Below are 24,715 nucleotides of genomic sequence, written 5' to 3' on the forward strand. Positions count from 1 at the left end.
GTGGCACGTTCGAGCTACCCCTACAGTGGGTAGCCCCCGCGGCATGGTTGCCATATCCGCTCAGCGTGCCAAGAACAACGGAGCCGTGCAGGTTCTCGGTCGTATTGGCATGGGTTGCTACGGAGTCGTCCACCTCATCGTCGCCTACCTGGCGCTTCGGGTCGCCTTCGGAGACTCCGGCGAGCAGGCCGACCAGAAGGGGGCACTCCAGGAGGTCGGCGCGACCTCGTTCGGGGCCATCGTGCTCTGGGTGCTGGCCATCGGTCTCTTCGCCTACGGCCTGTGGCAGTTCATGATGGCCGCCATCGGCTTCCAGTGGGTGCAGAAGAAGGGCAAGCGCACGCGGAAGCGGATCGGGTCCGTCGCGCGGGGGATCATCGGCATCTCGCTCGGGGTCTACGCCGTCCGCCTCGTGACCGGGAGCGGGGGCGGGCAGTCCGGCAACCAGGGGCAGCAGGAGTGGACGGGGAAGCTGCTCTCCCTGCCCGCCGGGCGCGTCCTCGTCGCGATCGTCGCGGCGATCGTGATCGGGGTCGCCGTTGGCGAGATCGTGCGTGGCGTCAAGCGGTCGTTCCTGCAGGACCTGAACCTCGACGAGCTGCCCGCCGGCACGCAGCGGTGGGTCCGGCGTCTCGGGTTCTTCGGGTACATCGCCAAGGGCGTCGTGCTCGGGATTGTCGGGATCCTGCTGGGGATCGCGGCCTTCCAGTCCGATGCGAAGGAGGCTGGTGGGCTTGACCGGGCGCTCAAGACCCTTGCCGCGCAACCGTTCGGGACCATCGCCCTCGTGCTCGTCGCCGTTGGGCTGGCCGCGTTCGGCGTCTACTGCTTCGCCGCCGCTCGGGCGCACAAGTCCTAGGAAGCCCAGGGCAGCCGGCCCGGCGGGGCGGACTCCAGCCACGAGAGGAACCCGGTCAGCGTGTCCGGGCTCATCGCGATCTCGATCTCGGCCTCGTCGGGCCCCGAACCGCGGAAGCGGAGTACCCGCGACGACGGGGGCATGGTGTACAGCTCCGGGCTGGACGGGTCGCGCCGGTCGGCTATCTCCAGCGCGCTCCGGCTGATGATCCGGTCGGGGCCGGGCCGGAGGCTCAGTACGCGGAACCAGACGAACTCGTCGCCCTGGTACCTGCCCACCCCGAGATGCCAGCCCTTGCCCGAGTCGTCCAGCCGGGTACGTAGGGCCGCATGGACACCGCCGGAACGCAGGGCTCGCAGCCGGCGTACCGCCAGCCACACCAGGACCGCTGCCACCAGCAGGAGGACCGCTCCGACCACCACTGTGATGTCCACGGCCCCGCCCCCGTTTCGCCCGGCCTCAGTCCCGCTGGCCAGCGGCGCGGAGTCGGCCCTGTGCTCTGACCCGCGCCTCCGGGTCCTCCGAGGTGAGGTCGGACCTGGCCGCCTCTACGTCGATCTCGCCCGCGAGGTCGGCGGACTCGGCGAGGATGCTCACCGCGTCACCCGTCACCGACAGGAACCCGCCCTGGACGGCGGCGGTCACCGTGTCACCGTCGGTCGTGCGGATCTTGACCACGCCACCCTCGACCAGCTGGCCGAGCACGGGCTCGTGACCTGGCAGAATGCCGATCTCACCCTCGGTGGTCTGTGCGGAGACGAACGTGCCGGTACCCGACCACAGGCGTCGTTCCACGGCGACCAGCTGGACGGACATCTCGGCCACGCGGTACCTCCCTGATTTGGGTGTTCACCTCAAAGTCTAGTTGGTCCCTTCCAAACCTCCCCAGCCAGGCCGGGTGTCCGTTGGGGTGAGACGGATCACCGACCGTCCGGGGCCGCCGGGCGAGGTCTGGTTCGCCGACGTGCGAACCGCCGGCCACGCAGGGTGGCCGAGGTGCTGCCGGACCACGCGCCAGAGTCCACCCGACCGGGGCCAGCGCAACGGATCGTCGATGAAGGCCCAGGAAACGGCGAACGCCGCGCCTCCCGGGGAACGGGTGGCGCGGCGTTCGCGAAGAAAGACCTACCGGCTGGTGATCTCCTTGTACTTCTTCTCCAGGTCCTCGAGGCCACCGATGCCCAGGAACGCCTGCTCCGGGTAGTGGTCGAAGTCGCCCTTGGTGATCTTGTCGAAGGCCTCGACCGTCTCGTCGCGCGGCACCGTCGAGCCCGGCTGGCCGGTGAACTGCTCGGCGACCAGCATGTTCTGCGACAGGTAACGCTCGATGCGGCGGGCCCGGTTCACCGTCAGCTTGTCCTCTTCGGACAGCTCGTCCATACCGAGGATCGCGATGATGTCCTGCAGCTCCTTGTACTTCTGCAGGATCCGGATGACCTCGGACGCGACCGCGTAGTGCTTGTCGCCCACGATGGCCGGGTCGAGGATCGTCGACGTCGACGCCAGCGGGTCCACCGCCGGGAAGATGCCCTTCTGGAACACGCCACGGGAGAGCTCGGTGGTCGCGTCCAGGTGTGCGAACGTCGTGGCCGGGGCCGGGTCGGTGTAGTCGTCCGCCGGCACGTAGATCGCCTGCATCGAGGTGATCGAACGGCCCTTGGTCGAGGTGATCCGCTCCTGCAGCTCGCCCATCTCGTCGGCCAGCGTCGGCTGGTAGCCCACGGCGGAGGGCATCCGGCCGAGCAGGGTCGACACCTCGGAACCCGCCTGGGTGAACCGGAAGATGTTGTCGATGAACAGCAGCACGTCCTGGTTCTGGACGTCGCGGAAGTACTCCGCCATGGTCAACGCCGACAGGGCGACCCGCATACGGGTACCCGGCGGCTCGTCCATCTGACCGAACACGAGCGCGGTGTCGTTGATGACGCCGTCCTCGCTCATCTCCAGGAACAGGTCGGTGCCCTCACGGGTGCGCTCGCCGACACCGGCGAACACCGAGGTGCCACCGAAGTTGCGGGCCACACGGGTGATCATCTCCTTGATGAGCACCGTCTTGCCCACGCCGGCGCCACCGAACAGGCCGATCTTGCCACCGGTCACGTACGGGGTCAGCAGGTCGATGACCTTGAGGCCGGTCTCCAGCATCTGGGTGCGGCCCTCGAGCTGGTCGAACGGCGGCGGCTTGCGGTGGATCTCCCAGCGCTCGAGGTCCGCGCCGTAGCCCGGCTCGTCGAGGCACTCGCCGAGGGCGTTGTAGACGTGGCCCTTGACCGCGTCACCGACGGGCACGGAGATCGCGGCGCCGGTGTCGTACACCGTGGAGCCACGAACCAGGCCGTCCTGCGGCTGGAGGGAGATGGTGCGGACGATGTTGTCGCCGAGGTGCTGGGCGACCTCGAGGGTCACCGTCTTCTTCAGCTCCTCGAAGTCGATCTCGACCTTGAGCGCGTTGTACAGGTCCGGCACAGCGTCGCGGGGGAACTCGACGTCGACCACAGGACCGGTCACCCGCACGATGCGGCCCTTGGCGGCGTTCTCGGTTGTCGTCATCAGTCTTCACTTCCTACCGCGGCCAGTGCGTCCGCACCGCCGACGATTTCTGAGATCTCCTGGGTGATCTGGGCCTGACGCGCCTGGTTGGCCAACCGGGTGTACGTCTTCACCAGGTCACTGGCGTTGTCCGACGCCGACTTCATCGCGTTGCGCTGGGCGGCCAGCTGCGACGCCGCCGACTCGAGCAGCGCGGCGTAGATCCGGGTGTTGACGTACTTCGGCAGCAGCGCCTCGAGCAGCACGTCGGCACTGGGCTCGAACGAGTACGCCGACGGGATGACGTCGCTCTTCGGCGCGGCGGGCTCGTCGGCCGAGGCGTACTCGACCTCCAGCGGCGCGATGCGCTTGGCGACGGGCACCTGCGACAGCATCGAACGGAACTCCGTGTACACGATGTGCAGCTCGTCGACGCCGAGGATGCCGTCGGCGCCCGGCTCGTCGCCGTCATCGTCGGCGCCCGAGTTGAACGCCTCGACCAGGGTCCGGCCGACCACCTGCGCGTTCTCGTACCGGGGCACCTGCGAGAACCCGGTCCAGCTGTCGACCACCTTGCGGCCGCGGAAGTTGTAGTACCCGACGCCCTTGGCGCCGATGACGTACAGCACCGGGTTCTTGCCCTGGTCACGCAGCAGCGAGAACAGCTCCTCCGCCGCACGCAGCGCGTTGCTGTTGTAGGCGCCGGACAGGCCCTTGTCACTGGTGATCACCAGCACGCCGACCCGCTTCGGGTTCGGCCGCAGGGACAGCAGCGGCACGTCCAGCGTGGACGCCGCCGTGGCCAGCGCGGAGAGGACCTTGGTGATCTCCTCCGAGTACGGCCGGGACGCGTCCACCCGGGCCTGCGCCTTGCTGATGCGGGACGTGGCGATGAGCTCCATCGCCTTGGTGATCTTGCCGATGGACTTGGTCGCCCGGATCTTGGACCGGAGCTCGCGAAGTTGTGCGGCCATCTACGTCCCCGTCAGCTCGTCGAGGGGGCGGGCCGGTTGACCTTCACGGTCTCCTGCCCGACCTCGTCCTCGTTCATGGCCTCTGCCTCGGCCTCGTTGAGCGGCTTGCCCTCGGAGGTCGTGAAGCCCTTCTTGAACTCGTTCACCGCGTTGACGACGCGCTCGGCGAGATCGTCGGACCACTTACCGCTGTCCCGGATCTCGGCGAGGATGCCCTCGTGCTTGTGGCGCAGGTTCTCCTGGAACTCCTTGTTGAACCGGCCCACGTCCTCGACCGGCACCTCGTCGTAGGCGCCGTTGGTGCCGAGGTAGACGGTGACGACCTGCTGCTCGACCGGCACCGGCGAGTACTGCGGCTGCTTGAGCAGCTCGTACAGGCGGGCGCCGCGGTCCAGCTGGGCTCGGGAGGTCGCGTCGAGGTCGGACGCGAACGCCGCGAACGACTTGAGCTCCTCGTACTGCGACAGGTCGATGCGCAGCGAGCCGGAGACCGTCTTCATCGCCTTGATCTGCGCGTCACCGCCGACCCGGGACACCGAGGTGGTCACGTCGACCGCCGGGCGCTGGCCCGAGTTGAACAGGTCGGACTGGAAGAAGCACTGCCCGTCGGTGATCGAGATGACGTTCGTCGGGATGTACGCCGAGATGTCGTTGGCCTTGGTCTCGATGACCGGCAGACCGGTCAGCGAGCCGGCGCCCAGCTCGTCGTTCAGCTTCGCGCAGCGCTCCAGCAGGCGGGAGTGCAGGTAGAAGACGTCGCCGGGGAAGGCCTCGCGGCCCGGCGGGCGGCGCAGCAGCAGGGAGATCGCGCGGTAGGCCTCGGCCTGCTTGGTCAGGTCGTCGAACGCGATCAGGACGTGCTTGCCCTGGTACATCCAGTGCTGGCCGAGTGCCGAGCCGGTGTAGGGGGCCAGCCACTTGAAGCCGGCGGAGTCGGAGGCCGGGGCGGCGACGATCGTGGTGTACTCCAGCGCGCCGCGCTCCTCCAGCGCCTGGCGCACCGCGGCGATCGTGGAGCCCTTCTGGCCGACCGCGACGTAGATGCAGCGGACCTGCTTCGCCGGGTCGCCGGACTCCCAGTTCGCACGCTGGTTGAGGATCGTGTCCACGATGACCGCGGTCTTGCCGGTCTTGCGGTCGCCGATGATCAGCTGGCGCTGGCCGCGGCCGATCGGGGTCATCGCGTCGATGGCGGTGATGCCGGTCTGGAGGGGCTCCTTGACCGGCTGGCGCTGCACCACGGACGCGGCCTGCAGCTCCAGGGCGCGGGTCTGGTCGGCGTCGATGTCGCCGAGGCCGTCGAGCGGCTTGCCGAGCGGGTCGATGACGCGGCCGAGGAACGCGTCGCCGACCGGGACCGAGAGGATGCGGCCGGTCCGCTTGACCTCCTGGCCCTCCTCGATCTGCTCGTAGTTGCCCAGGATGACCACACCGATCTGGCGCGGCTCCAGGTTCTGCGCGACCCCGAGGATCCCGCCAGGGAACTCCAGCAGCTCGTTGGCCATGGTCGAGGGCAGGCCCTCGACATGCGCCACGCCGTCACCGGTGTCGACGACGAGGCCGACCTCCTCCCGGTTGACGTCAGGCGAGTAACTGGACACGTAGTTGTCGATCGCACTGCGAATCTCGTCCGACGAGATCGTCAGCTCCGCCATGTCGTTTCCCGCTCCTACCGTCTTGATAAGTCTTCTCGAAGTTCCGCGGGGTCAGCCCGCGAGGCGTCGGCGCAGCTCGTCGAGCCGGCCGGTGACGCTGCCGTCGATGACCTCGTCGCCCACCTTGATCACCAGGCCGCCCTGCACGTCGGGGTCAACCTCGACGTGCAGCGCGATGGGCCGCGAGTAGATGCGCGTCAGCGTGTCCGCCAGCCGCTCCTCCTGCTGGTCGGTCAGCGGCACCGGGGCGACCACGTAGGCCACCGACCGCTCACGCCGCTGGGCCGCCGCCGCGGCCAGCTCGTCGAGCCCGCTGATGACCGACCGGCCGCGTGGCGTGGTCACCAGCTGTTCGACCAGTTCAACGGTCACGGCGTCGACTTTGTCCCCGAGCAGGGTCTGGAGCAGCGAGCGCTTGGCGTCGGCGGGCGCGGTCCGGTCGGTCAGCGCCCGCTCCAGCTCGCTGTCGGCGGCGACGATCCGGCCGAACCGGAACAGCTCGTCCTCCACCGCGTCCAGCCGGTTCTCCCGCTCCGCGTGCACGAGCAGCGCGGTGCGGCCGAGCTCGTCGAGCCCGTCGACCAGCTCACGTGGCGTCGACCACCGGTCGCCGACGGCCGCGACCAGCACCTGGAGCGCCTGGTCGGAGACCTTGCCGGAAAGCAGCCGGGTGAGCAGGTCCGCCCGGCGCGAGGGCTCCGCCGACGAGTCGCCGAGGGTGCGCCGCAGGCCGGGCTCCTGGTCGAGCAGCCGCACCACGGAGAACAGCTCCGCGCCGAGCTCGCGCGCCGAGGGGCCGGCGGCGGCCTTGCCCCGGACGGCCGGCTTGGCGGCACCGCCGACCACGTCGAGCAGCTTCTGCTCGGACGCGGCGAGCGCGTCACGGCTGGCGGCGTGGAATTGCGTCATCTACTGGGTCCTCTGTTCGCAGGGGGCCTTAGTTCCGCGCCGAGACGGAGTCGAGGTCGTCGAGGAACCGGTCCACGGTGCCCCGGCGACGCGCCTCGTCCTCGAGGGACTCGCCGACGACCCGGCTCGCCAGCTCGACCGCGGTGCGACCGAGGTCGGCCCGCAGCTCCGCGACGATCTGGGCACGCTGGGCCTCCAGCTGCGCGCGCCCCTGAGCCACGATACGTGCGGCTTCCTCCTGGGCCTGGGTGCGCAGCTCCGCCTTGATCCGCTCCGCCTCCAGCCGGGCGTCGTCGCGGATGCGCGCGGACTCGGCACGGGCCTCGGCCAGCTGCGCCTGGTAGGTCTCCAGCGCCTCCTGGGCCTTGGCCTGTGCCTCCTCGGCCTTCTGGATGCCGCCCTCGATCTTCTCGCTGCGCTCCTTGTAGAGCGCCTCGAACCGGGGGAACGCGTACTTCTGCAGTACCCACAGCAGCAGGAGGAACGCGATGAGCCCGAGGATGATCTCCGACGGGTGCGGAATGATCGGGTTCGGCGCGTCTTCTGCCGCCAGCACGATCGCGGTGTTCATCATGATGTCTCCCGGAGCTACGGGTGTGGCCTGCTCAGGCGGAGGCGATGAAGAAGAGCACCAGGCCGATCAAGGCGAGCACCTCGACCAGCACGAAGGTCTGCCATGCGATGGCCATCAGCTTGCTCTGGGCCTCCGGCTGACGGGCGGTGCCGTTGATGACGGCCGCGAAGATCAGGCCCACGCCGACGCCCGGGCCGATCGCGCCAAGACCGTAACCGATGAGCGAAAGGCCCTTGTTCAGGTTGACGGCGTCCTGGGCAATTTGAATAGCGCTCACTTGCTTCCGTTTCCTTCCAACTCGGTCCGCGAAGGTTCTCGCGGATCGGGTGCATGCCTTGTCGGTTATCTGAAACTCAGTGTTCGTCGTTGATCGCGGCCGCGATGTAGTTCGCCGCGAGCAGCGCGAAGATGTATGCCTGAAGAACCTGGATCAACGCCTCGACGAACGTCATCGCGATGGCGAAGAGCCATGAGACGACCGAGACCGGCTTCAGCAGCCCGCCCGCCTCGAGCAACAGGTATTCACCGGCGAGGGTGAACACGATCAGGATCAGGTGCCCGGCGAACATCGCGGCGAAGACCCGGATCGCGTGCGTGATCGGGTTCATGAAGAACTTCACGAACGCCTCTACCGGCACGAGCAGCACGAGCACGGGCTTCGGCACGCCCGGCGGCACGAGCTGGTGCTTGATGTGCCCGGCGAACCCGAACTTGCGGATCCCGATGTAGTGCCACAAGGGATAGACGATGAGGACGGACAGTGCCAACGGGAACCCGATGTGGGCCATCGTCGGGAACTGGATGAGCGGAATGAGACCGAAGATGTTGTTCACCAGCACGAAGGTGAACAGAGAGACAATCAACGGCACGAAAGGCGTGAACTCCTTGGAACCGATCAGTTCACGCGCGATGTTGTTCCGGCCGAAGTCGTAGACCGACTCGGCGACGAACGTGAACTTGCTCGGGACTATCGAGAGTCGCCGCGACGCCATCAGGAAGAACCCGGCGATGATGACGACAGAGAGCACCACCAGCAGCATCGGCTTGGTGATGCCCAGGAAAAGGGGTCCGAGGTCGAAGTCACGCGCGGTCGGCGGAACGAACTCGCCACCTTCGGCTAGCCACAGCGCCCGCAACTGGGCTCCTTCCGGTTCTCCCGGTCCGGCAGACGCACCGCCGGGGGAATCGTCACGATCAGGACTTAACGTACATCAGCAACCCTGGGCACCTGGCATCGGCACCCCTTGCTCCCGAAGGGGTGCCCCAGAGTCCTGAAGTACTCTGCGCGCACCATATCAGCCGCTCTCGGGCAAGAAGGACGCGCGTACTACTTAGCGAACAGATCTACTGGTCATCGGTGTTGATGATCAAGGTCGGCAGCTTTGTGCGACGGAACGCGACGGTGTCCATGACCGCCCAGACGATCACCACCGCCAGCATGGTGTAGGCCAGCGACCGGATGTGGAACCACGAGATCTCGCGCAGGACCATGAGCACCAGCAGCAGCAGGATCATCTTGCCGACGAACCCGCCGAGCGCGCCCGCCATCACCATCACCGGGTTCAGCGCGGCCGTCCTGCGCATCAGCCACCACGTGGCCAGCGACGACGCGAACGCCACGGCGGCGCCGACCAGGGCGGACACGCCACCCCGGACCCCGAACAGCACACTGGCGAGCACGATCCCGGCCACCGCCGTGGCCACCGCCGGCCACAGCGCGTGGCGGAGCATCGAGTCCGCCAGCCGCGTCACGGCCTCGCCGTGGGTCCGCGGCGCATCCGTCCTTATGCCGAGGTCCGCTGCCGTCGGCTCCGCCTTCTCAGAAATGATCGCTCCGCACGCCGCGCTCAGAAGTCATCGTGCCCTCAGTCTAGGTACGACCGAGATAACCAGTGCGATCAGGAGGCCGATCCCGATCCCCCACACCACCGCGAACGCGTCGAACAGGCTCAACGCGACCGTGCCGAACGCCAGCACCGCGGCCCACAGGTAGATCAGCAGCACGGCCCTGCGTTGGGAGTGGCCGATCTCCAGCAGCCGGTGGTGCAGGTGCATCTTGTCCGCGTGGAACGGCGAGAGGCCCTTGCGGGTGCGCCGGATCACGGCCATCAGCAGGTCGAGGACCGGCAGGAACAGCACAGCGGCGACCACCAGCAGCGGCGAGAGCAACGCGATGGTCTCCGCACCGTTCGGGCTCTGCACCTTGCCGGACGCCGAGGTGCTCGCGCCCGCCATCATCAGGCCGATCAGCATCGAGCCCGAGTCGCCCATGAAGATCTTGGCCGGCTGGAAGTTGTGCGGCAGGAAGCCAAGACAGGCGCCGGCGAGCGTCGCGGCGATCAGCGCCGGCGGGTAGAAGGTGACGTCGCCACCGGACTGGTCGAGCAGGTGGAGCGAGAACGCGCAGGTCGCGACTGCGGAGATGAACCCGACACCGGACGCGAGCCCGTCGAGCCCGTCGACGAAGTTCATCGCGTTGACCATCGTGACCACGAGCAGCACGGTGAGGATCGCGCCCTGGTTCTGGTCGAGGATCAGGAACGACCCGCCGGAACCGTCGCCGCCCCACGGCACCCACACGATGATCCACTGCAGACCGAGCAGCACCAGGATGCCGGCGCACGTGGTCTGGCCCGCGAACTTGGTGAGCGAGTCCAGCTCGTACCGGTCGTCGAGCATGCCGATGACCATGATCAGACCGCCGCCGAGCAGGATCGCGACCGGGTCCAGCGAGTACTCGAACGCGCGGCGCAAGACCGGCAGCTGGTGGGCGAGCAGCATGCCGCCGCACACGCCGATGTACATCGCCATGCCGCCCATCCGCGGGATGGGCACGGTGTGCACGTCGCGTGCGCGTGGGTTGGCGACCGCGCCCCAGCGGATCGCGAGCCGCCGCACGAGGCCGGTGGCCAGGAACGTCAGCACCGCCGTGGTCAGCCCGACCAGCAGGTACTCCCGGATCGGGAGGCCTGCGGGCTGGAAGTTCTGTGCCAGGTCCACGGGTCAGTCCCTGCCGTAGGCGGGGTTCGCGGCGGTGAGCCGGCGCACGGACGCGGTGATCTCGCCCGCGTCGTCCGGTTCGCGGACCGCGCGGCCGATCAACCTGGCGACCTCGGCCATCTCCGCCTCGGCCATGCCCTGCGTCGTCACGCTCGGTGTGCCGATGCGGATCCCGGACGCGACGGCCGGCGGGGCCGGGTCGAACGGGATCGCGTTCTTGTTGAGCGTGATGGTCACGGCGTCGCAGCGGCCCTCGGCCTCGGCGCCGGTGACGTTCAGCGGCCGGACGTCGAGCAGCGCGAGGTGGGTGTCGGTGCCGCCGGAGACCACCCGCATGCCCTCGGCCGCCAGGCCCATGGCGAGCGCGGCGGCGTTGGCGACGACCTGGGCGGCGTAGTCGCGGTACTCCGGCGTCGCGGCCTCCTTCAGCGCGACGGCCTTCGCCGCGACCGAGTGCATGAGCGGGCCGCCCTGGCTGAACGGGAACACGGCCTTGTCGACGGCCTTCGCGTGCTCGGCGCGGCACACGATCATGCCGCCGCGCGGGCCGCGCAGGACCTTGTGCGTGGTGAACGTGACGATGTCGGCGAACGGCACCGGCGACGGGATGACCCTGCCCGCGACCAGGCCGATGAAGTGGGCGGCGTCGACCATCAGGATCGCGCCGACCTCGTCGGCGATGGCGCGGAACGCGGCGAAGTCGATCAGCCTCGGGTAGGCCGTCGCGCCGGCGATGATCATGCGGGGCCGGTGCTCCAGCGCCAGGTCGCGGACCCGGTCGTAGTCGATCAGCTCGGTGTCCTGCCGCACGCCGTACCCGACCGGGGAGAACCAGCGGCCGGAGAAGTTCACGCGCGAACCGTGCGTGAGGTGGCCACCCTGTTTGAGGTCCATCGCCAGGACGACGTCGCCGGGCGCGCAGAACGCCGCGTAGGCGGCGAGGTTGGCGGACGCGCCGGAGTGCGGCTGCACGTTGGCGTGCTCGGCGCCGAACAGCTCCTTCGCCCGCGCGATCGCGATCTCCTCGGCGACGTCGACCTGCTCGCAGCCGCCGTAGTAGCGCCTGCCCGGATAGCCCTCGGCGTACTTGTTGGACAGTGTGGAGCCGAGCGCGGCCAGGACCGCGGGGCTGGCGAGGTTCTCGCTGGCGATCAGCTGGATACCGCCGCGCAGGCGGTCCAGCTCACCGAGCACCACGTCGGCGATCTCGGGATCCGTGCTGGCCAGCGAATCGAAGTCCGGGCCCCAGAACGGCGTGTTCACCCCTGCTGCATCCCTCTTTGTGCGGATCCCTCGTAGTGTTCGCTTGTCGGTACTGCCACAACTACGCCGCGCCAGGCTACCGCGACCGGCGTTACGGTTCCGTGGTGACCAAGCTGAACAAGGCGGACTACGAGACGGCGCTGGCCAAGCTGCACCTCGAACTGGTGAAGCTGCAGGACTGGGTCAAGGCCAAAGGGCTGCGGGTGGCCGTGCTGTTCGAGGGCCGCGACGCGGCGGGCAAGGGCGGGGCGATCAAGCGGATCACGGAACCGCTCAACCCCCGCGTGTGCAAGGTCGCCGCGCTGGGCACGCCGACCGAGCGGGAGAAGTCCCAGTGGTACTTCCAGCGTTACGTCGCGCACCTGCCGGCCGCCGGGGAGATCGTCCTGTTCGACCGCTCCTGGTACAACCGTGCCGGCGTCGAGCACGTGATGGGCTTCTGCACGGACCTCGAGTACCACGACTTCCTGCGCTCGGCGCCGGAGTTCGAGCGGATGCTGATCCGGTCGGGGCTGGTCCTGGTGAAGTACTGGTTCTCGGTGTCCGACGAGGAGCAGGAGAAACGCTTCCAGGAACGCATGAAGGACCGCACGAAGCGCTGGAAGATCTCCCCGATGGACGTGGAGGCCCGCAAGCGCTGGTTCGACTACTCCAAGGCCAAGGACGTGATGTTCGCGCACACGGACGTCGAGGACTCGCCGTGGTGGGTGGTGGAGGCGGACTCGAAGAAGAGCGCGCGGCTGAACTGCATCTCCCACCTGCTGTCGCGGATTCCTTACGAGGACGTGGATCCACCGCAGCTGAAGCTGCCACCCCGCGACCCGGCGGACCCGGACTACCAGCGCCCGCCCAAGGACTCGATGCGCTACGTCCCCGACCGGTTCTGAGCGCGCCCTACGGCCTGGAGTTGGCCACCATGGCGTCGTAGACGGGCTTCATCCGGGCGGACCACTGCTGGTCGGGACCCGAGACGAACACGAAGTACTCGACCCCGTCGACGAGCCAGTACAGGGCCCGCACCCGCTGCAGCCCTCCCCCGTCCTGGTGCGTGAACTGCCACTCGACGGCCTCGTGGCCGCCGTACGTGGCGCTGTTCAGGTCGACCCGGTGGTAGGCCCTGGTGCGGCCGGCGAAGCTCTCCTCGTAGGCGATGTGGGTCTCGACGATGTCGTCCGACAGCGCCCTGGCGCCGCCGAAGCCCACGATCCGGCCGGGGTCGGACGGGTCGACGGCCCGTATCGCGCCCGGCTGCCCGGCGGCCACGGACTGCCACCCGTACGGGATGACCGTCTCCATCCCCGCGGGGCCGCGGACCCACTGGAAGCCGGTGGGAGCGGGGCTGTTCAGGATCTCCGGCTGGTCCTCGGAGAGGTAGGTCTGGCGGCCCGCGTCCGTGACGTCCGTTTTCGGCATCGTGAGCAGCACCGTGCCGACGACGGCGCTCACCGCCAGATAGGCAGCAGCGAACGCCCACGCGACCCAGCGTGAGCTGAGCGACCGGATGCTCACCACCAGTTTCACCTCTGTAACCCCCCGACACGGGCCTACTGAGAGTAACGTGCCCGCCGAGGTGATCCAATGCTTCGGACGTGGCAGGACGTGATCGTCAAGTGGCGACTCCTGCCGGACGACCTGACCATCGACCCGCGAGACGCCCTGCAGCACACGAATCGCGGCCGGTCAGCCCTGGTCGACGGCCGGCTCGACGAGGCCCTGGCCGAGTTCGAGGCAGCCGCCAGTATGCGCCCCGATCCCCTCAACCGGGTGGGGGTGGGTGACGTGTTCCTCGCCCGCGGGGCCTGGCGCATGGCCGAGGAGAACTACCGTGTGGCACTGCTCGGTGGCGGAGTGGGAGCACTGCTGGCCCAGGTCGGCCTGGCACTGGTCCAGATCGGCAAGGGCAACGCGGCCGGCGCGGTGGCCGACCTGGAGCTGCTGGTGGCGGACCGTCCCGAAGACCAGACCCTGCGCTACTACCTGGCGAGCGCCTGGTTCTCGGCGGCCGAGCAGTGCCGGTCCCGCACGGCCGACGACGTGCTGGTGATCACCAGCGAGGCGCAGCTACGGATCTGCGCCGACGCGGCGACCCGCATCCTGGCACTGAAGACCGGCGATGAAGAGCTCCATCGCGGTGCGACCCAGCTGCTGGCGGAGGTGGACGCCGGCCGCCGCTGGACCTGGTCACCGGAGGGCATCGCCGTGAGCCTCGCCGTGCTGACGGTGGCGCTGGGCATGATCACCGTGGTGGCGGGCGGCCTGCTGGACAACATCGTCCTGGTGTTCATCGGCGTGACGGCCGGCGCGGCGCTGCTGTACGGCATCGTCCACCGCTTCCGCCGCCAGACCTGGTACCGGAGAGCGACGGAGATGGCCCCGCACATCGTCAAGCAGGGTGTCTAGTTTCTTTCGCGTGGCTGGCCGCACGGGCAAGCCGGTGAACATGGCCGGTCACGCCACTGGCTAGAGTTCGGCCCCGTGAGTGTGGTCTACGACTGCGGACGCCCCCAGGACCGTGAGGACGGCCTCGCCGCCGCGGCGAGTGCGGTCCGAGCCGGGCGGCTGGTGGTGCTCCCGACCGACACGGTCTACGGCATCGGCGCCGACGCGTTCTCGTCCTCGGCGATACGCGCCCTGCTGGCGGCGAAGAACCGCGGCCCGGACATGCCGGTGGGCGTCCTGGTCGGCTCGTGGTCGACGATCGACGGCCTGGTCCTGTCCGTGCCCCGGCCCGCTCGGCTGCTCATCGAGGCCTTCTGGCCGGGCGACGTGTCGATCGTCCTGCCGCACGCGCCGTCGCTGGCCTGGGACCTCGGCAACACCAGCGGCACGGTCATGCTCCGCATGCCCCTGCACCCGGTCGCGATCGAGCTGCTCCGCGAGGTGGGCCCGATGGCGGTGTCGTCGGCCAACGTGTCCGGCCAGCCGCCGGCGTCCACCGCCGAGGCCGCCCGAGACCAGCTGGGCGAGTCCGTCTCGATCTACCTGGACGGCGGCCCCTCCGGCGACCCGGTCCCCTCGACGATCGTCGACCTGTCCGGCGACGAGCCGGTGGTGCTCCGCGAAGGCGCGGTCCCCACGGCCGCGATCTCCGAGGCCCTTGGCGAAGAGGTCCGCAGCAGCTGAGACGCCGAGCCGAACCGCGCTCAGGTGCGGTACGCGGTGGCGAAGCGTGGCCGGCCGGCGAGGTCGTCGTGGTCCGCGACCCTCGTGAGCACCGTGCGGGCCGCCAGCAGCGCGGGAACCGCCTCGCCCTGGGTGTCGTCGTGTTCGATGCCCACCGCGCCGCCCGGACGGAGCAGGCGGGCCGCCAGGGTGACGACGTGCCGGATCACCGCCAGGCCGTCGGGACCGGCGAAGACCGCCTCGGCGGGGTCGTGTTCGCTCACCTCCGGCGGCACCTCGGTCCCCACGGGCACGTACGGCGGGTTGCACAGCACCAGATCCGCCTGACCGTCCAGGTCGGCGAGCAGCGACGAGCCCGTCACGTCCCCAGCGTGCAGGTGGACGCCCGAGTCGCCCAGGTTCTTGCGCGCCCACGCCAGCGCCGTCGAGTCCATCTCGACCGCGTGCACCACCGCGTCCGGGTGGGCCACGGACACCGCCAGCGCCAGCGCCCCCGACCCCGTGCACAGGTCGACCACCACCGGGGCGGCGCGATCGGCCAGGACCGACAGCCCCCATTCCAGCAGCAGTTCCGTCTCCGGCCGCGGCACGAACACCCCCGGGCCGACCGACACCGTCACCGGACCCAGCGCCGCCCAGCCGACGAGATGCTGCAGCGGCACCCGCTTCGCCCGTTCCCGCACCAGCCGTGCGATGGCCTCCACCACCTGGCGGTCCACCAGCGGCGTCAGCACCAGCTTCCCGCGCGGCACGTCCAGCACGTGTGCGGCGATCAGCTCGGCGTCGACGTGCGGGGACGGCACGCCGGCCTCGCCAAGGATGCGGGTCGCCTCCGTGATGGCCAGGCGGAGCGGTTGGCGCAGCATCAGGGCGTCTTCCACGAGCACGAGTTCCGCGAGCAGGAGTTCCGCCCTGTGTCCCCGCCCTGCCCGACGCTCATTTCATGGCAACGAGCGAACCGCTCATCTTGCTCCCGCGCCCTGCACGAAAGTCCCATTCGTGCGACTGGGATCTCGACGGCGTTCGCTCTGCTCACCCGAGGGAGCCTGTCACGCCGACTGGTGGGCGGCGAGTCGTTCGTCCCGGTCGGCGGTGGCCAGGGCGTCCAGGACGCCGTCCAGGTCGCCGTTCAGGACCTGGTCCAGGTTGTACGACTTGTAGTTCACCCGGTGGTCGGAGATGCGGTTCTCGGGGAAGTTGTACGTCCGGATCCGCTCCGAGCGGTCCACCGTCCGCACCTGGCTGCGGCGGGCGTCCGCGGCCTGCTTCGCGGCCTCCTCCTCGGCCAGCGCCGCCAGGCGGGCGCGAAGCACCTGCATCGCGCGGGTCTTGTTCTGCAACTGGCTGCGCTCGTTCTGGCAGGACACCACGATGCCCGTCGGCAGGTGGGTGATCCGCACGGCCGAGTCCGTCGTGTTGACGCTCTGCCCGCCCTTGCCCGAGGACCGGAACACGTCGATTCGCAGGTCCTTCTCCGGGATCTCCACGTCCTCGACCAAATCGTGCACGTCCGGGTACACCAGCACGCCTGCCGCCGACGTGTGGATGCGGCCCTGGGACTCCGTGGCCGGCACCCGCTGCACCCGGTGCACGCCGCCCTCGAACTTCAGTCGGGACCACACGCCGTCGGCCGTCGGCGTCTTCGAGCGGATCGTGACCGTCGCGTCCTTGTAGCCACCCAGCTCGGTCTTCGTGCCATCGAGGACCTCCGCCTGCCAGCCGTGCTTCTCCGCGTAACGCAGGTACATGGTCAGCAGGTCGCCGGCGAACAGGGCCGACTCGTCGCCGCCCTCGCCGGACTTGATCTCCATGATGAGGTCGTCGCCGTCGTGCGGGTCGCGGGGCAGCAGCAGCTCGGTCAGCTTGGTCTCGATCGCCGGGATGCGCTCCTCCAGCGCCGCGGCCTCCTCGGCGAAGGACGCGTCCTCGGACAGCTCACGGGCGGCCGCGAGGTCCTCGCGGGCGCTCTCCAGCTCACGGAACGTGCGGACGATCGGGGTCAGCTCGGCGTAGCGCCTGCCCAACTTGCGCGCACGGGCCTGGTCACCGTGCACGGCGGGGTCGGCGAGCGAGGACTCCAGCTCGTCGTACTCACCGAGCAGCTCGCCGAGCGATGACGCGTCCAAGGTGGTCCTTCCAGAAGACATGAAAACGGCGCCCACCCACGAGGATGGACGCCGTGAACGAAGCTACTTGGCCTTCTTCTCCCGCTTGCCGTAGCGGGCCTCGAAGCGCGCGACCCGGCCGCCGGTGTCGAGGATCTTCTGCTTGCCCGTGTAGAACGGGTGGCAGTTCGAGCAGACCTCAACGTGAATGCTGCCCGACTTCTTGGTGCTGCGCGTGGTGAACGTGTTGCCGCAGCCGCAGTGGACCTCGGTGGTGACGTACTCGGGGTGGATACCGGTCTTCACAGATCTTGCCCTTTCTCGTTGGCCGCCGGGTCCTCGGCGAACGAGGTGAACCGGAGCCGGACTCGACCTAACAGTTTGCCAGATGGCCTGACAGCCACTTCAACATGCCCCGGCCAGCGAGTATTCCGGACTCGTCCGGCTCCGGACCGGGGCCTCGACCGCTTCCCGGGTGGCCTGCCGGCACCGGTCACCATCGGTGGCCCGTGCCGGCAGGAACAGCCGAGCTATCTCAGTCGTCGTTGACCGACGGTGTGTTCTTCGCCACCTGCATCAGGAACTCGATGTTCGTCCGAGTCTTGCGCAGCTGGGTCAGCAGCAGGTCGATGGCCTGCTGGTTGTCAAGCGCGTGCAGCACGCGGCGCAGCTTGACCGTGACCGCCAGCTCGTCCGGCGAGAGCAGCAGCTCTTCCTTACGAGTGCTGGACGCGTCCACGTTGACCGCCGGGAAGGTGCGCTTGTCGGCGATCTTGCGGTCGAGGACGAGCTCGGCGTTACCCGTGCCCTTGAACTCCTCGAAGATCACCGTGTCACCCGCGGAACCGGTCTCGACGAGCGCGGTGGCGAAGATGGTCAGTGAGCCGCCGTCCTCGATGTTGCGCGCGGCGCCGAGGAAGCGCTTCGGCGGGTACAGGGCCGTCGAGTCGACACCACCGGACAGGATCCGGCCGGACGCCGGGGCCGCCAGGTTGTAGGCGCGGCCGAGGCGGGTGATCGAGTCGAGCAGCACGACCACGTCGTGGCCCATCTCGACCAGGCGCTTGGCCCGCTCGATCGACAGCTCGGCGACCGTGGTGTGGTCGCCCGGCGGGCGGTCGAAGGTCGAGGCGATGACCTCTCCCTTCACCGACCGCTGCATGTCGGTGACCTCTTCCGGACGCTCGTCCACGAGCACGACCATCAGGTAGCACTCGGGGTTGTTCGTCGTGATCGCGTTCGCGATGGCCTGCAGGACCGACGTCTTACCAGCCTTCGGCGGCGACACGATCAGCGCACGCTGACCCTTGCCGACCGGCATCACCAGGTCGATGACGCGGGTCGTGAGGATGTGCGACTCGGTCTCGAGGCGCAGCCGCTCGTTCGGGTACAGCGGCGTCAGCTTCGTGAACTCGGACCGGTTCTTGGCCTGGTCCGGGTCCAGCCCGTTGATCGTCTCGACACGCACCAGCGGGTTGAACTTCTGCCGCTGCTGCTCGCCCTCGCGTGGCTGGCGCACCATGCCGGTGATCGCGTCACCGCGCCGCAGGTTGTACTTGCGGACCAGCGACAGCGACACGTACACGTCGTTCGGGCCGGCGAGGTAGCCGGAGGTACGCACGAACGCGTAGTTCTCCAGCACGTCCAGCACGCCGGCGACCGGCAGCAGGACGTCGTCGTCACGCACCTCGGTGTCCGGGTTGTCCCCACGGCCGCCGCCACCGCCGCCACCGGTGCCGGTGCGGCGACGACGGTCACGGAACCGGCGACCGCGACGGCGACCGCCGTCCTCGTCGTCGTCATCGTCCGACGCGGCGATGTTGTCGCGACCCGTGTTGCGGTCGCCCCGGCTGTCCTGGTTGCGGTCGGAGTTACGGCTGTTGCGGCGGTCGTTGCCACGGTCGCCACGGTCGCCGCGGTCGTTGCCACGGTCACCACGGTCGTTGCGGTCACCGCGATCGCTCCGGTCGCCCCGATCGTTGGCTCGGTCGTTCGCGCGGTCGTTGCCGCCACGACCGGTGCGCTCCTCGCGCTTCTCGGCCTGCGGCTTGTCCTCGACGGCAGCGGCGGCCGGACGCTCCTCAGGGCGCTTGGCCTCCTGCTCCGGCGCCCCGGCCGCACGGCTCGCACTGCGGCGGCGACGGTTGTTGTCCCGGCGACCGCCCTCGTCCGACGAGTCGGACTGCTCCGGCTGTTCGGCCTTGGGCTCGGCGACCGGTGTGGCGGCCGCGTCCGAAGAAGCCCTCGAGCCGGCCTTCTTCTTCACCGGCGCGTCGTCGATGCCGAGAGGCAGGGTGTCGGAGGCCGTGTTCGCGGACTTGGCCGATCCTCCGGACTGCCGCTCCTTGATAGCGGCGATGAGATCGCCCTTGCGCATCCCGGCCGTGCCGGTGATGCCGAGCTGGCCGGCGAGCTCCCGCAGCTCCGCCAACACCATGCCGGTAAGACCGGCGCGTCGCTTGGTTCCCCCGTTCGCGCTCCCGCGCGCTGTGCTTTCGGCCGCATTGGCGTTGGCGACCGTGCCGTTGGCAGTTTCACTGCCCAGCAGATCAGTGTTGCTCACTCATGTCCTTCCTGACCAGGTCCCCGCCTCCTGAGGTGGACCCGTGAACCAGCGGACCGCCGTTCGTCGACTTACCGGGACGGCGTACTCCGCGGCCTCGCCAACGCGGAGTAGTTCTCTTTCCCCGCAGGGTTCGGACGGCTTTCGGTATCCGACAACGTCGACTCCGACCTTCGGAAAGGACGAGCCGCCGACTGAACGGAAGATGCGACCCGAGGCAAGAGACCTCGGGAACGACACCGGGCGCCCGTACGCGCGGTGACTGAACGCCCCTGAGGGTAGACGCACACCTGTCCGGGTGCAACAACCGGGGTGTCGGCGTGGCTAATCGCGAGAACGTTCACTACCTGCTGTTTGTTCCGTTCGCCTCGATGATCACGCCGGTCCTGGCGACCGGCAGTACCCGCACGGTGAAGCCGGCCGTGTCGACCCCGGCCGGCAGAGCGCCGTCCGGCGGGAGCGTGAGAACCGTTGGTCCGGCGCCGGAAACCGTTGCGGGGACGCCGTTCGCGCGAAGTTCACGCACCATTCGCATGGTGTCCGGCCAGGCGCGCTCGCGGTAGTCCTGGTGCAGCCGGTCCTCGGTCGCGGGCAGCAGCAGATCGGGTCGGGTGGTGAGCGCGTGTACCGCGAGCGCGCATCGACCGGCGACGAATGCGGCGTCCTTGTGCGGAATGTTGTCGGGAAGCAATCCACGCGTGACCGACGTCGCCGAACGGACGTCGGGCACGAGCACGACAGGGGTGACGGCCGGGTGCGGTTCGAGGCGTACCGCGCGGTACCGAGGTCCCTCCGACCAGGCCAGGACCAGGCCGCCGTACAGCGAGGCGGCCGCGTTGTCGGCGTGGCCCTCGAACTCGGCCGCGAGCTGCAACGCGTCGTCGTCGAGTGCCTTGCCCGCGAGCCCGTAGGCGGCGGCGACGCCCGCGACGACCGCCGCGGCCGATGAGCCGAGCCCTCGGGCGTGCGGGATCTCGTTGTGGCAGCTCAGCGCCACACCGGGCAGCTCGAGTCCCAGGGCGTCCGCCGCGGTCCGCAACGCGCGAACCACCAGGTGTGACTCGTCGGTGGGCACCGCGTCCGCGCCCTCGCCGGTGACCTCCACCTTCGTCGCGCCGCCGGTCACGGCCACCTCGACGGTGTCGTACAGGCCCAGCGCCATGCCCAGCGCGTCGAAGCCGGGCCCGAGGTTGGCGGTGGACGCCGGTACCCGTACCAGCAGGCTCATGCCAGTTCGAGTGCGGCCGCGACCGCGTGCGGCTCGACCGGGATGGCCTGGACCTCGGGCATTTCGGCCAGCACGGTGTCCGGGTCCTTCAGGCCGTGGCCGGTGACCGTGCACACGACGAGCGAGCCGGCCGGAAGTCGGCCGTCGGCGGCGGTCGCGAGCAGACCGGCGACGCTCGTCGCGGACGCCGGCTCGACGAAAACGCCTTCCCTACGGGCGAGTAGGTGGTAGGCGGCCAGGATCTTCTCGTCGGTGACCGCGTCGATGAGACCGTCGGACTCGTCGCGGGCGGCGATCGCCCCGGTCCAGGACGCGGGGTTGCCGATGCGGATGGCGGTCGCGATCGTGTCCGGCTCGCTGACCGGCCGGCCGTGCACGAGCGGCGCGGCGCCGGCGGCCTGGAAGCCGAACATCCTGGGGAGCGTCTCGACGACACCGTCCCGCGCGTACGCCCGGTAGCCGCTCCAGTACGCGGTGATGTTGCCGGCGTTGCCGACCGGCAGGCAGTGGATGTCCGGCGTGCGCCCGAGCACGTCGCAGACCTCCCACGCGGCGCTCTGCTGACCGACGAGACGCACCGGGTTGACCGAGTTGACCAGCTCGATGGGGTACTCCGCCGCGGTCTTGCGGGCGAGCTCGAGGCAGTCGTCGAAGTTGCCGTCGAGCTGCAGGATCCTGGCGCCGTACACGACGGCCTGCGCCAGCTTGCCCTTGGCGATCTTGCCGCGCGGGATGAGCACCGCGCAGTTCAGGCCGGCCCGCGCGGCATAGGCGGCGGCCGACGCGGAGGTGTTGCCGGTGGAGGCGCAGATCACCCCGGCGACACCGGAAGCGAGCGCGTAGGTCATGGCCACGGTCATGCCGCGGTCCTTGAACGAGCCGGTCGGGTTCGCGCCCTCGACCTTGAGGTACACGCGGCATCCCGACAGCTCCGACAGGTGCGGCGCCTCGACCAGCGGCGTGCCGCCCTCGTGCAGCGTCACCGGGGACGCGCCGGGCGGCAGCTCGATCCGGTCCGCGTAGGCCGCGATGACGCCGGGCCAGCCGGGCCGGGCCTGGGACGACGGCTCCGCCTCCCCTAAATCAACCCTTGTGGTCACGGTGGGTCAACACCTCCAGTTCGGCGTCCGCCGGTGGCTGGGTCGCGTCCCGCTCCCCCGGGTGCGGTCGAGAACCGCGTGGCTCGGGCAAGCTCATGACTCTTCTCCTTCGACACGCATCACACTGGCCACCTCCCGGACCGACGGTAGGCCGGCCACCTTCTCCACTGTGGACCTCAGCGCCTCGTCCGGCGCGTAGTGCGTGACGATGACCAGGCTCGCGTCGGTGCCGCGCCCGGACTGGCGGACGGCGGCGATGCTCACGTCGTGCTCGGCGAACACCGCCGCGACGGCCGAGAGGACGCCCGCGCGGTCGGCCACGTCGAGGCTGACGTGGTAGCGGGTGTTCACCTGCGCGATCGGCACGACGGGCAACGCGGCGTAGGAGGACTCCCCCGGCCCGCGGCCGCCGCTGAGCTTGTTGCGTGCCACGGCGACGAGGTCGCCGAGTACGGCGCTCGCGGTCGGCGCGCCGCCGGCGCCCTGGCCGTAGAACATGAGCGAGCCGGCCGCGTCGGCCTCGACGAACACCGCGTTGTACGCGCCGCCGACACTCGCCAGCGGGTGGCCGCGCGGGATCATGGCCGGGTGCACGCGGACCGCGACGCTGCCGTCGATGCGCTCGCAGATGGCGAGGAGCTTTATCGTCCTGCCAAGGGTTTTCGCGGCGGCGACGTCGGCGGGGGTGACCGCGGCGATGCCCTCGCGGTACACGTCGGCGGCGGTGACCCTGGTGTGGAAGGCGATCGAGGCGAGGATGGCGGCCTTGGACGCGGCGTCGTAACCGTCCACGTCGGCCGTCGGGTCGGCCTCCGCGTAGCCGAGCCGGGACGCCTCGTCGAGGGTCTCCGCGTAGCTCGCGCCGGTCGAGTCCATGGCGGAGAGGATGAAGTTGGTGGTGCCGTTGACGATGCCCATCACGCGGTTGATGCGGTCGCCGGCGAGCGACTCCCGCAGTGGGCGCACCAGCGGGATGGCGCCGGCGACGGCGGCCTCGAAGTAGAGGTCGGCACCGGCGGAGTCGGCGGCGGCGAACAGGTCGGCCGCGTGCTCGGCGAGCAGTGCCTTGTTGGCCGAGACGACCGACTTCCCGTTGCGCAGCGCGGTGAGCAGCAGTCCCCGGACGGGCTCGATGCCGCCGACGACCTCGACCACGATGTCCACGTCGGACCGCACGAGTGCCTCGGCGTCGGTGGTCAGCAGGTGCTGCGGGACGTCCGGGTGGCGGTGGGGCCGGCGGACCGCGACCCCGGCCAGCTCGATCGGCGCGCCGATGCGTGCGGCCAGGTCGCCGCCCTGCTCGTCGAGGATCCGGAGTACTTGCGCGCCAACGGTTCCACAGCCCAGCATGGCCACCCGGACAGGCTTTCGCCCCTCCGGCGCGCCGGTCACGATGAGACCTCCAGCCGCAGCAGGTCGTCCAGGGTCTCCCTGCGCAGCAACAGCCGCGCCTCGCCGTCGCGGACCGCGACGACGGCCGGACGCGCCAACCTGTTGTAGGAGCTGGCCATCGCGTAGCAGTAGGCGCCCGTGGCAGCGACCGCGATGAGGTCGCCCGGCCCCAGGTTCTCCGGCAGCCAGCAGTCCCGCACGACCACGTCGCCGGACTCGCAGTGCTTGCCGACCACCCTGGACAGGGTGGCCGCCGTGCCCCGCTCCCCCTCGCCGCTGCCTCGCGACACGAGCCGGCAGTCGTACAGCGCGTCGTACAGCGCGGTGCGGATGTTGTCGCTCATGCCGCCGTCCACGCTCACGTACCGCCGCGAGTGCCCGTGGCCGAGCTCGACGTCCTTGGTCGTGCCCACCTCGTACAGCGTCACCGTGCCGGGACCGACGATCGCGCGGCCCGGCTCGACCGCGATCTTCGGCATGGCCAGGCCCTCGTGCTCGGTCTCCTTGGCCACGATGGTCCGCAGCTGCTCGGCCAGCCAGGCGGGCGGCGGCGGGTCGTCGTCGGCCGTGTACGCGATGCCGAGGCCGCCACCGAGGTCCACGGTGGACACCGTGGCCATGGCGTCGTCGCCGTGTTCCTTGTGCAGCTCGGCGAGCAGCCCGATGACCCGGTGCGCGGACAGCTCGAACGCGTTGGCGTCGAAGATCTGCGAGCCGATGTGGCTGTGCAGGCCGACCAGCCGCAGGCCCGGCAGGCGCAGCACCCGGCGCACCGCCTCGGCCGCGGCGCCGCCGGCCAGTGAGAAGCCGAACTTCTGGTCCTCGTGCGCGGTCGCGATGTACTCGTGCGTGTGTGCCTCGACGCCGACCGTCACGCGTACCAGCACGTTCTGGACGACCCCGCGGTCGCGGGCGATCCGGTCGAGCCGGCTGATCTCGAAGAACGAGTCGAGCACCACCGCGCCGACGCCGGCCTCGACGGCCGCGGTCAGCTCGTCGACGGACTTGTTGTTGCCGTGCAACGTGATCCGCTCCGGCGGAAAGTCCGCACGCAACGCGATGGACAGCTCGCCGCCACTGCACACGTCGAGCGAGAGGCCCTCCTCGGCCACCCACTTCGCGATCTGGACGGACAGGAACGCCTTGGCCGCGTAGTGCACGAGCGCCGGGTCGCCGAACGCGCGGGCGTGGTCGCGGCAGCGGGACCGGAAGTCGTCCTCGTCCACCACGAACAGCGGCGTGCCGAACTCGCGGGCCAGCTCCCGGACGTCGACGCCGGCGAGCCGGACCACGCCGTCCTCTCCCCGTGAGACGTTGCGGGGCCAGATCTCCGGCGCGAGCCGGTCCAGCTCGTCCGGTGTGGACGGTTGGGCGCCCGCGGTGTTGTTCGGTAGAAGGACTTCCGCGTGCCGTGGTCCGGCGGGATGCGCGCGCACTCAGC

Annotated in this window: 25 protein-coding genes; 4 read left to right on the forward strand and 21 right to left on the reverse strand. The window is 69.7% G+C overall.

The genetic code is table 11. From position 1 onward, the window contains the following. Nucleotides 1-43 precede the first annotated feature (43 nt). Nucleotides 44-859 (forward strand): DUF1206 domain-containing protein, encoded by an 816-nt coding sequence (locus VET29_RS34740; protein ID WP_324928762.1) that lies wholly within the window; start codon nt 44-46, stop codon nt 857-859. Here VET29_RS34740 and VET29_RS34745 read toward each other — a convergent pair. From VET29_RS34745 to glyA, 12 genes are all read right to left on the reverse strand, one after another. Beyond that, on the reverse strand, nt 856-1,293 hold the full coding sequence (locus VET29_RS34745; protein WP_324928764.1) for a DUF2550 domain-containing protein: 438 nt from the start codon (nt 1,291-1,293) through the stop codon (nt 856-858). The genes VET29_RS34740 and VET29_RS34745 overlap by 4 nt on opposite strands. A gap of 25 nt (nt 1,294-1,318) precedes the next feature. Continuing rightward, complete coding sequence (locus VET29_RS34750; RefSeq protein WP_324928766.1) at nt 1,319-1,684, reverse strand: F0F1 ATP synthase subunit epsilon; 366 nt, start codon at nt 1,682-1,684, stop codon at nt 1,319-1,321. Nucleotides 1,685-1,984: 300 nt separating this feature from the next. Beyond that, nucleotides 1,985-3,409 (reverse strand): F0F1 ATP synthase subunit beta, encoded by a 1,425-nt coding sequence (gene atpD / locus VET29_RS34755; protein ID WP_324928768.1) that lies wholly within the window; start codon nt 3,407-3,409, stop codon nt 1,985-1,987. Next, a complete protein-coding gene (locus VET29_RS34760) occupies nt 3,409-4,362 on the reverse strand; it encodes a F0F1 ATP synthase subunit gamma (protein ID WP_324928770.1) in 954 nt (317 codons plus the stop codon). The genes atpD and VET29_RS34760 overlap by 1 nt, the downstream gene beginning before the upstream one ends. Before the next feature lie 11 nt (nt 4,363-4,373). After that, on the reverse strand, nt 4,374-6,017 hold the full coding sequence (atpA, locus tag VET29_RS34765) for a F0F1 ATP synthase subunit alpha (RefSeq protein WP_324928772.1): 1,644 nt from the start codon (nt 6,015-6,017) through the stop codon (nt 4,374-4,376). A 51-nt stretch (nt 6,018-6,068) separates the two neighbouring features. After that, nucleotides 6,069-6,926, reverse strand: coding sequence for a F0F1 ATP synthase subunit delta (locus VET29_RS34770; RefSeq protein ID WP_324928774.1), 858 nt, complete (start codon nt 6,924-6,926; stop codon nt 6,069-6,071). Between the two features lie 28 nt (nt 6,927-6,954). Continuing rightward, nucleotides 6,955-7,500, reverse strand: coding sequence for a F0F1 ATP synthase subunit B (locus VET29_RS34775; protein ID WP_324928776.1), 546 nt, complete (start codon nt 7,498-7,500; stop codon nt 6,955-6,957). 31 nt (nt 7,501-7,531) lie between these two features. Continuing rightward, nucleotides 7,532-7,777 (reverse strand): ATP F0F1 synthase subunit C, encoded by a 246-nt coding sequence (locus VET29_RS34780; protein WP_324928778.1) that lies wholly within the window; start codon nt 7,775-7,777, stop codon nt 7,532-7,534. A 76-nt stretch (nt 7,778-7,853) separates the two neighbouring features. Further along, nucleotides 7,854-8,636, reverse strand: coding sequence for a F0F1 ATP synthase subunit A (atpB, locus tag VET29_RS34785; RefSeq protein ID WP_324928780.1), 783 nt, complete (start codon nt 8,634-8,636; stop codon nt 7,854-7,856). Between the two features lie 208 nt (nt 8,637-8,844). Continuing rightward, nucleotides 8,845-9,252: a hypothetical protein gene (locus VET29_RS34790; RefSeq protein WP_324928782.1), complete on the reverse strand. Its 408-nt coding sequence runs from the start codon at nt 9,250-9,252 to the stop codon at nt 8,845-8,847. Between the two features lie 102 nt (nt 9,253-9,354). Next, nucleotides 9,355-10,500, reverse strand: a complete 1,146-nt coding sequence (locus VET29_RS34795; protein WP_324928784.1) for an MraY family glycosyltransferase — start codon at nt 10,498-10,500, stop codon at nt 9,355-9,357. A 3-nt stretch (nt 10,501-10,503) separates the two neighbouring features. Continuing rightward, nucleotides 10,504-11,763: a serine hydroxymethyltransferase gene (gene glyA / locus VET29_RS34800; protein WP_324928786.1), complete on the reverse strand. Its 1,260-nt coding sequence runs from the start codon at nt 11,761-11,763 to the stop codon at nt 10,504-10,506. Between the two features lie 104 nt (nt 11,764-11,867). On the opposite strand from glyA, the gene ppk2 reads away from it, so the two are divergent. Beyond that, nucleotides 11,868-12,650, forward strand: a complete 783-nt coding sequence (gene ppk2 / locus VET29_RS34805) for a polyphosphate kinase 2 (protein WP_324928788.1) — start codon at nt 11,868-11,870, stop codon at nt 12,648-12,650. 7 nt (nt 12,651-12,657) lie between these two features. Here the strand turns inward: ppk2 and VET29_RS34810 are convergent, their stop codons facing one another. Next, complete coding sequence (locus VET29_RS34810) at nt 12,658-13,275, reverse strand: hypothetical protein (protein WP_324928790.1); 618 nt, start codon at nt 13,273-13,275, stop codon at nt 12,658-12,660. Nucleotides 13,276-13,341: 66 nt separating this feature from the next. On the opposite strand from VET29_RS34810, the gene VET29_RS34815 reads away from it, so the two are divergent. Together VET29_RS34815 and VET29_RS34820 are read left to right on the forward strand one after the other, a co-directional pair. Then, entirely contained in the window at nt 13,342-14,163 is an 822-nt protein-coding gene (locus VET29_RS34815) for a hypothetical protein (RefSeq protein ID WP_324928792.1), read from the forward strand. A 75-nt stretch (nt 14,164-14,238) separates the two neighbouring features. Then, on the forward strand, nt 14,239-14,886 hold the full coding sequence (locus VET29_RS34820) for an L-threonylcarbamoyladenylate synthase (RefSeq protein ID WP_324928794.1): 648 nt from the start codon (nt 14,239-14,241) through the stop codon (nt 14,884-14,886). A gap of 20 nt (nt 14,887-14,906) precedes the next feature. Here the strand turns inward: VET29_RS34820 and prmC are convergent, their stop codons facing one another. From prmC to lysA, 8 genes are all read right to left on the reverse strand, one after another. After that, the gene (prmC, locus tag VET29_RS34825; RefSeq protein WP_324928848.1) at nt 14,907-15,752 is read right to left on the reverse strand and encodes a peptide chain release factor N(5)-glutamine methyltransferase; all 846 of its coding nucleotides are present in this window, start codon (nt 15,750-15,752) and stop codon (nt 14,907-14,909) included. A 183-nt stretch (nt 15,753-15,935) separates the two neighbouring features. Then, the gene (gene prfA, locus VET29_RS34830; RefSeq protein WP_324928796.1) at nt 15,936-17,012 is read right to left on the reverse strand and encodes a peptide chain release factor 1; all 1,077 of its coding nucleotides are present in this window, start codon (nt 17,010-17,012) and stop codon (nt 15,936-15,938) included. 63 nt (nt 17,013-17,075) lie between these two features. Next, nucleotides 17,076-17,297 (reverse strand): 50S ribosomal protein L31, encoded by a 222-nt coding sequence (gene rpmE, locus VET29_RS34835; RefSeq protein ID WP_324928799.1) that lies wholly within the window; start codon nt 17,295-17,297, stop codon nt 17,076-17,078. Nucleotides 17,298-17,526: 229 nt separating this feature from the next. After that, nucleotides 17,527-19,554: a transcription termination factor Rho gene (gene rho / locus VET29_RS34840; RefSeq protein WP_324928801.1), complete on the reverse strand. Its 2,028-nt coding sequence runs from the start codon at nt 19,552-19,554 to the stop codon at nt 17,527-17,529. Nucleotides 19,555-19,897: 343 nt separating this feature from the next. Next, nucleotides 19,898-20,782, reverse strand: a complete 885-nt coding sequence (thrB, locus tag VET29_RS34845; RefSeq protein WP_324928803.1) for a homoserine kinase — start codon at nt 20,780-20,782, stop codon at nt 19,898-19,900. Next, nucleotides 20,779-21,882 carry a threonine synthase gene (gene thrC / locus VET29_RS34850; RefSeq protein ID WP_324928805.1) on the reverse strand — a complete coding sequence of 368 codons (1,104 nt, stop codon included), beginning with the start codon at nt 21,880-21,882 and terminating at the stop codon, nt 20,779-20,781. Before thrC ends, thrB begins: the two co-directional genes overlap by 4 nt. 93 nt (nt 21,883-21,975) lie before the next feature. After that, nucleotides 21,976-23,274: a homoserine dehydrogenase gene (locus tag VET29_RS34855; protein ID WP_324928807.1), complete on the reverse strand. Its 1,299-nt coding sequence runs from the start codon at nt 23,272-23,274 to the stop codon at nt 21,976-21,978. Beyond that, a complete protein-coding gene (gene lysA / locus VET29_RS34860; protein WP_324928809.1) occupies nt 23,271-24,710 on the reverse strand; it encodes a diaminopimelate decarboxylase in 1,440 nt (479 codons plus the stop codon). Before lysA ends, VET29_RS34855 begins: the two co-directional genes overlap by 4 nt. Between the last annotated feature and the right edge of the window lie 5 nt (nt 24,711-24,715).

This window comes from Actinophytocola sp., from assembly GCF_035634895.1.
Taxonomy (GTDB): Bacteria; Actinomycetota; Actinomycetes; order Mycobacteriales; family Pseudonocardiaceae; genus Actinophytocola.

Bases quoted from the DNA above. Each gene is read 5' to 3' on its own strand.
- VET29_RS34740 (WP_324928762.1), top strand. From the start codon at position 44: ATGGTTGCCATATCCGCTCAGCGTGCCAAGAACAACGGAGCCGTGCAG.
- atpD (WP_324928768.1), bottom strand. From the start codon at position 3,409: ATGACGACAACCGAGAACGCCGCCAAGGGCCGCATCGTGCGGGTGACC.
- VET29_RS34760 (WP_324928770.1), bottom strand. From the start codon at position 4,362: ATGGCCGCACAACTTCGCGAGCTCCGGTCCAAGATCCGGGCGACCAAG.
- atpA (WP_324928772.1), bottom strand. From the start codon at position 6,017: ATGGCGGAGCTGACGATCTCGTCGGACGAGATTCGCAGTGCGATCGAC.
- VET29_RS34770 (WP_324928774.1), bottom strand. From the start codon at position 6,926: ATGACGCAATTCCACGCCGCCAGCCGTGACGCGCTCGCCGCGTCCGAG.
- VET29_RS34775 (WP_324928776.1), bottom strand. From the start codon at position 7,500: ATGATGAACACCGCGATCGTGCTGGCGGCAGAAGACGCGCCGAACCCG.
- VET29_RS34815 (WP_324928792.1), top strand. From the start codon at position 13,342: ATGCTTCGGACGTGGCAGGACGTGATCGTCAAGTGGCGACTCCTGCCG.
- prmC (WP_324928848.1), bottom strand. From the start codon at position 15,752: ATGCTGCGCCAACCGCTCCGCCTGGCCATCACGGAGGCGACCCGCATC.
- thrB (WP_324928803.1), bottom strand. From the start codon at position 20,782: ATGAGCCTGCTGGTACGGGTACCGGCGTCCACCGCCAACCTCGGGCCC.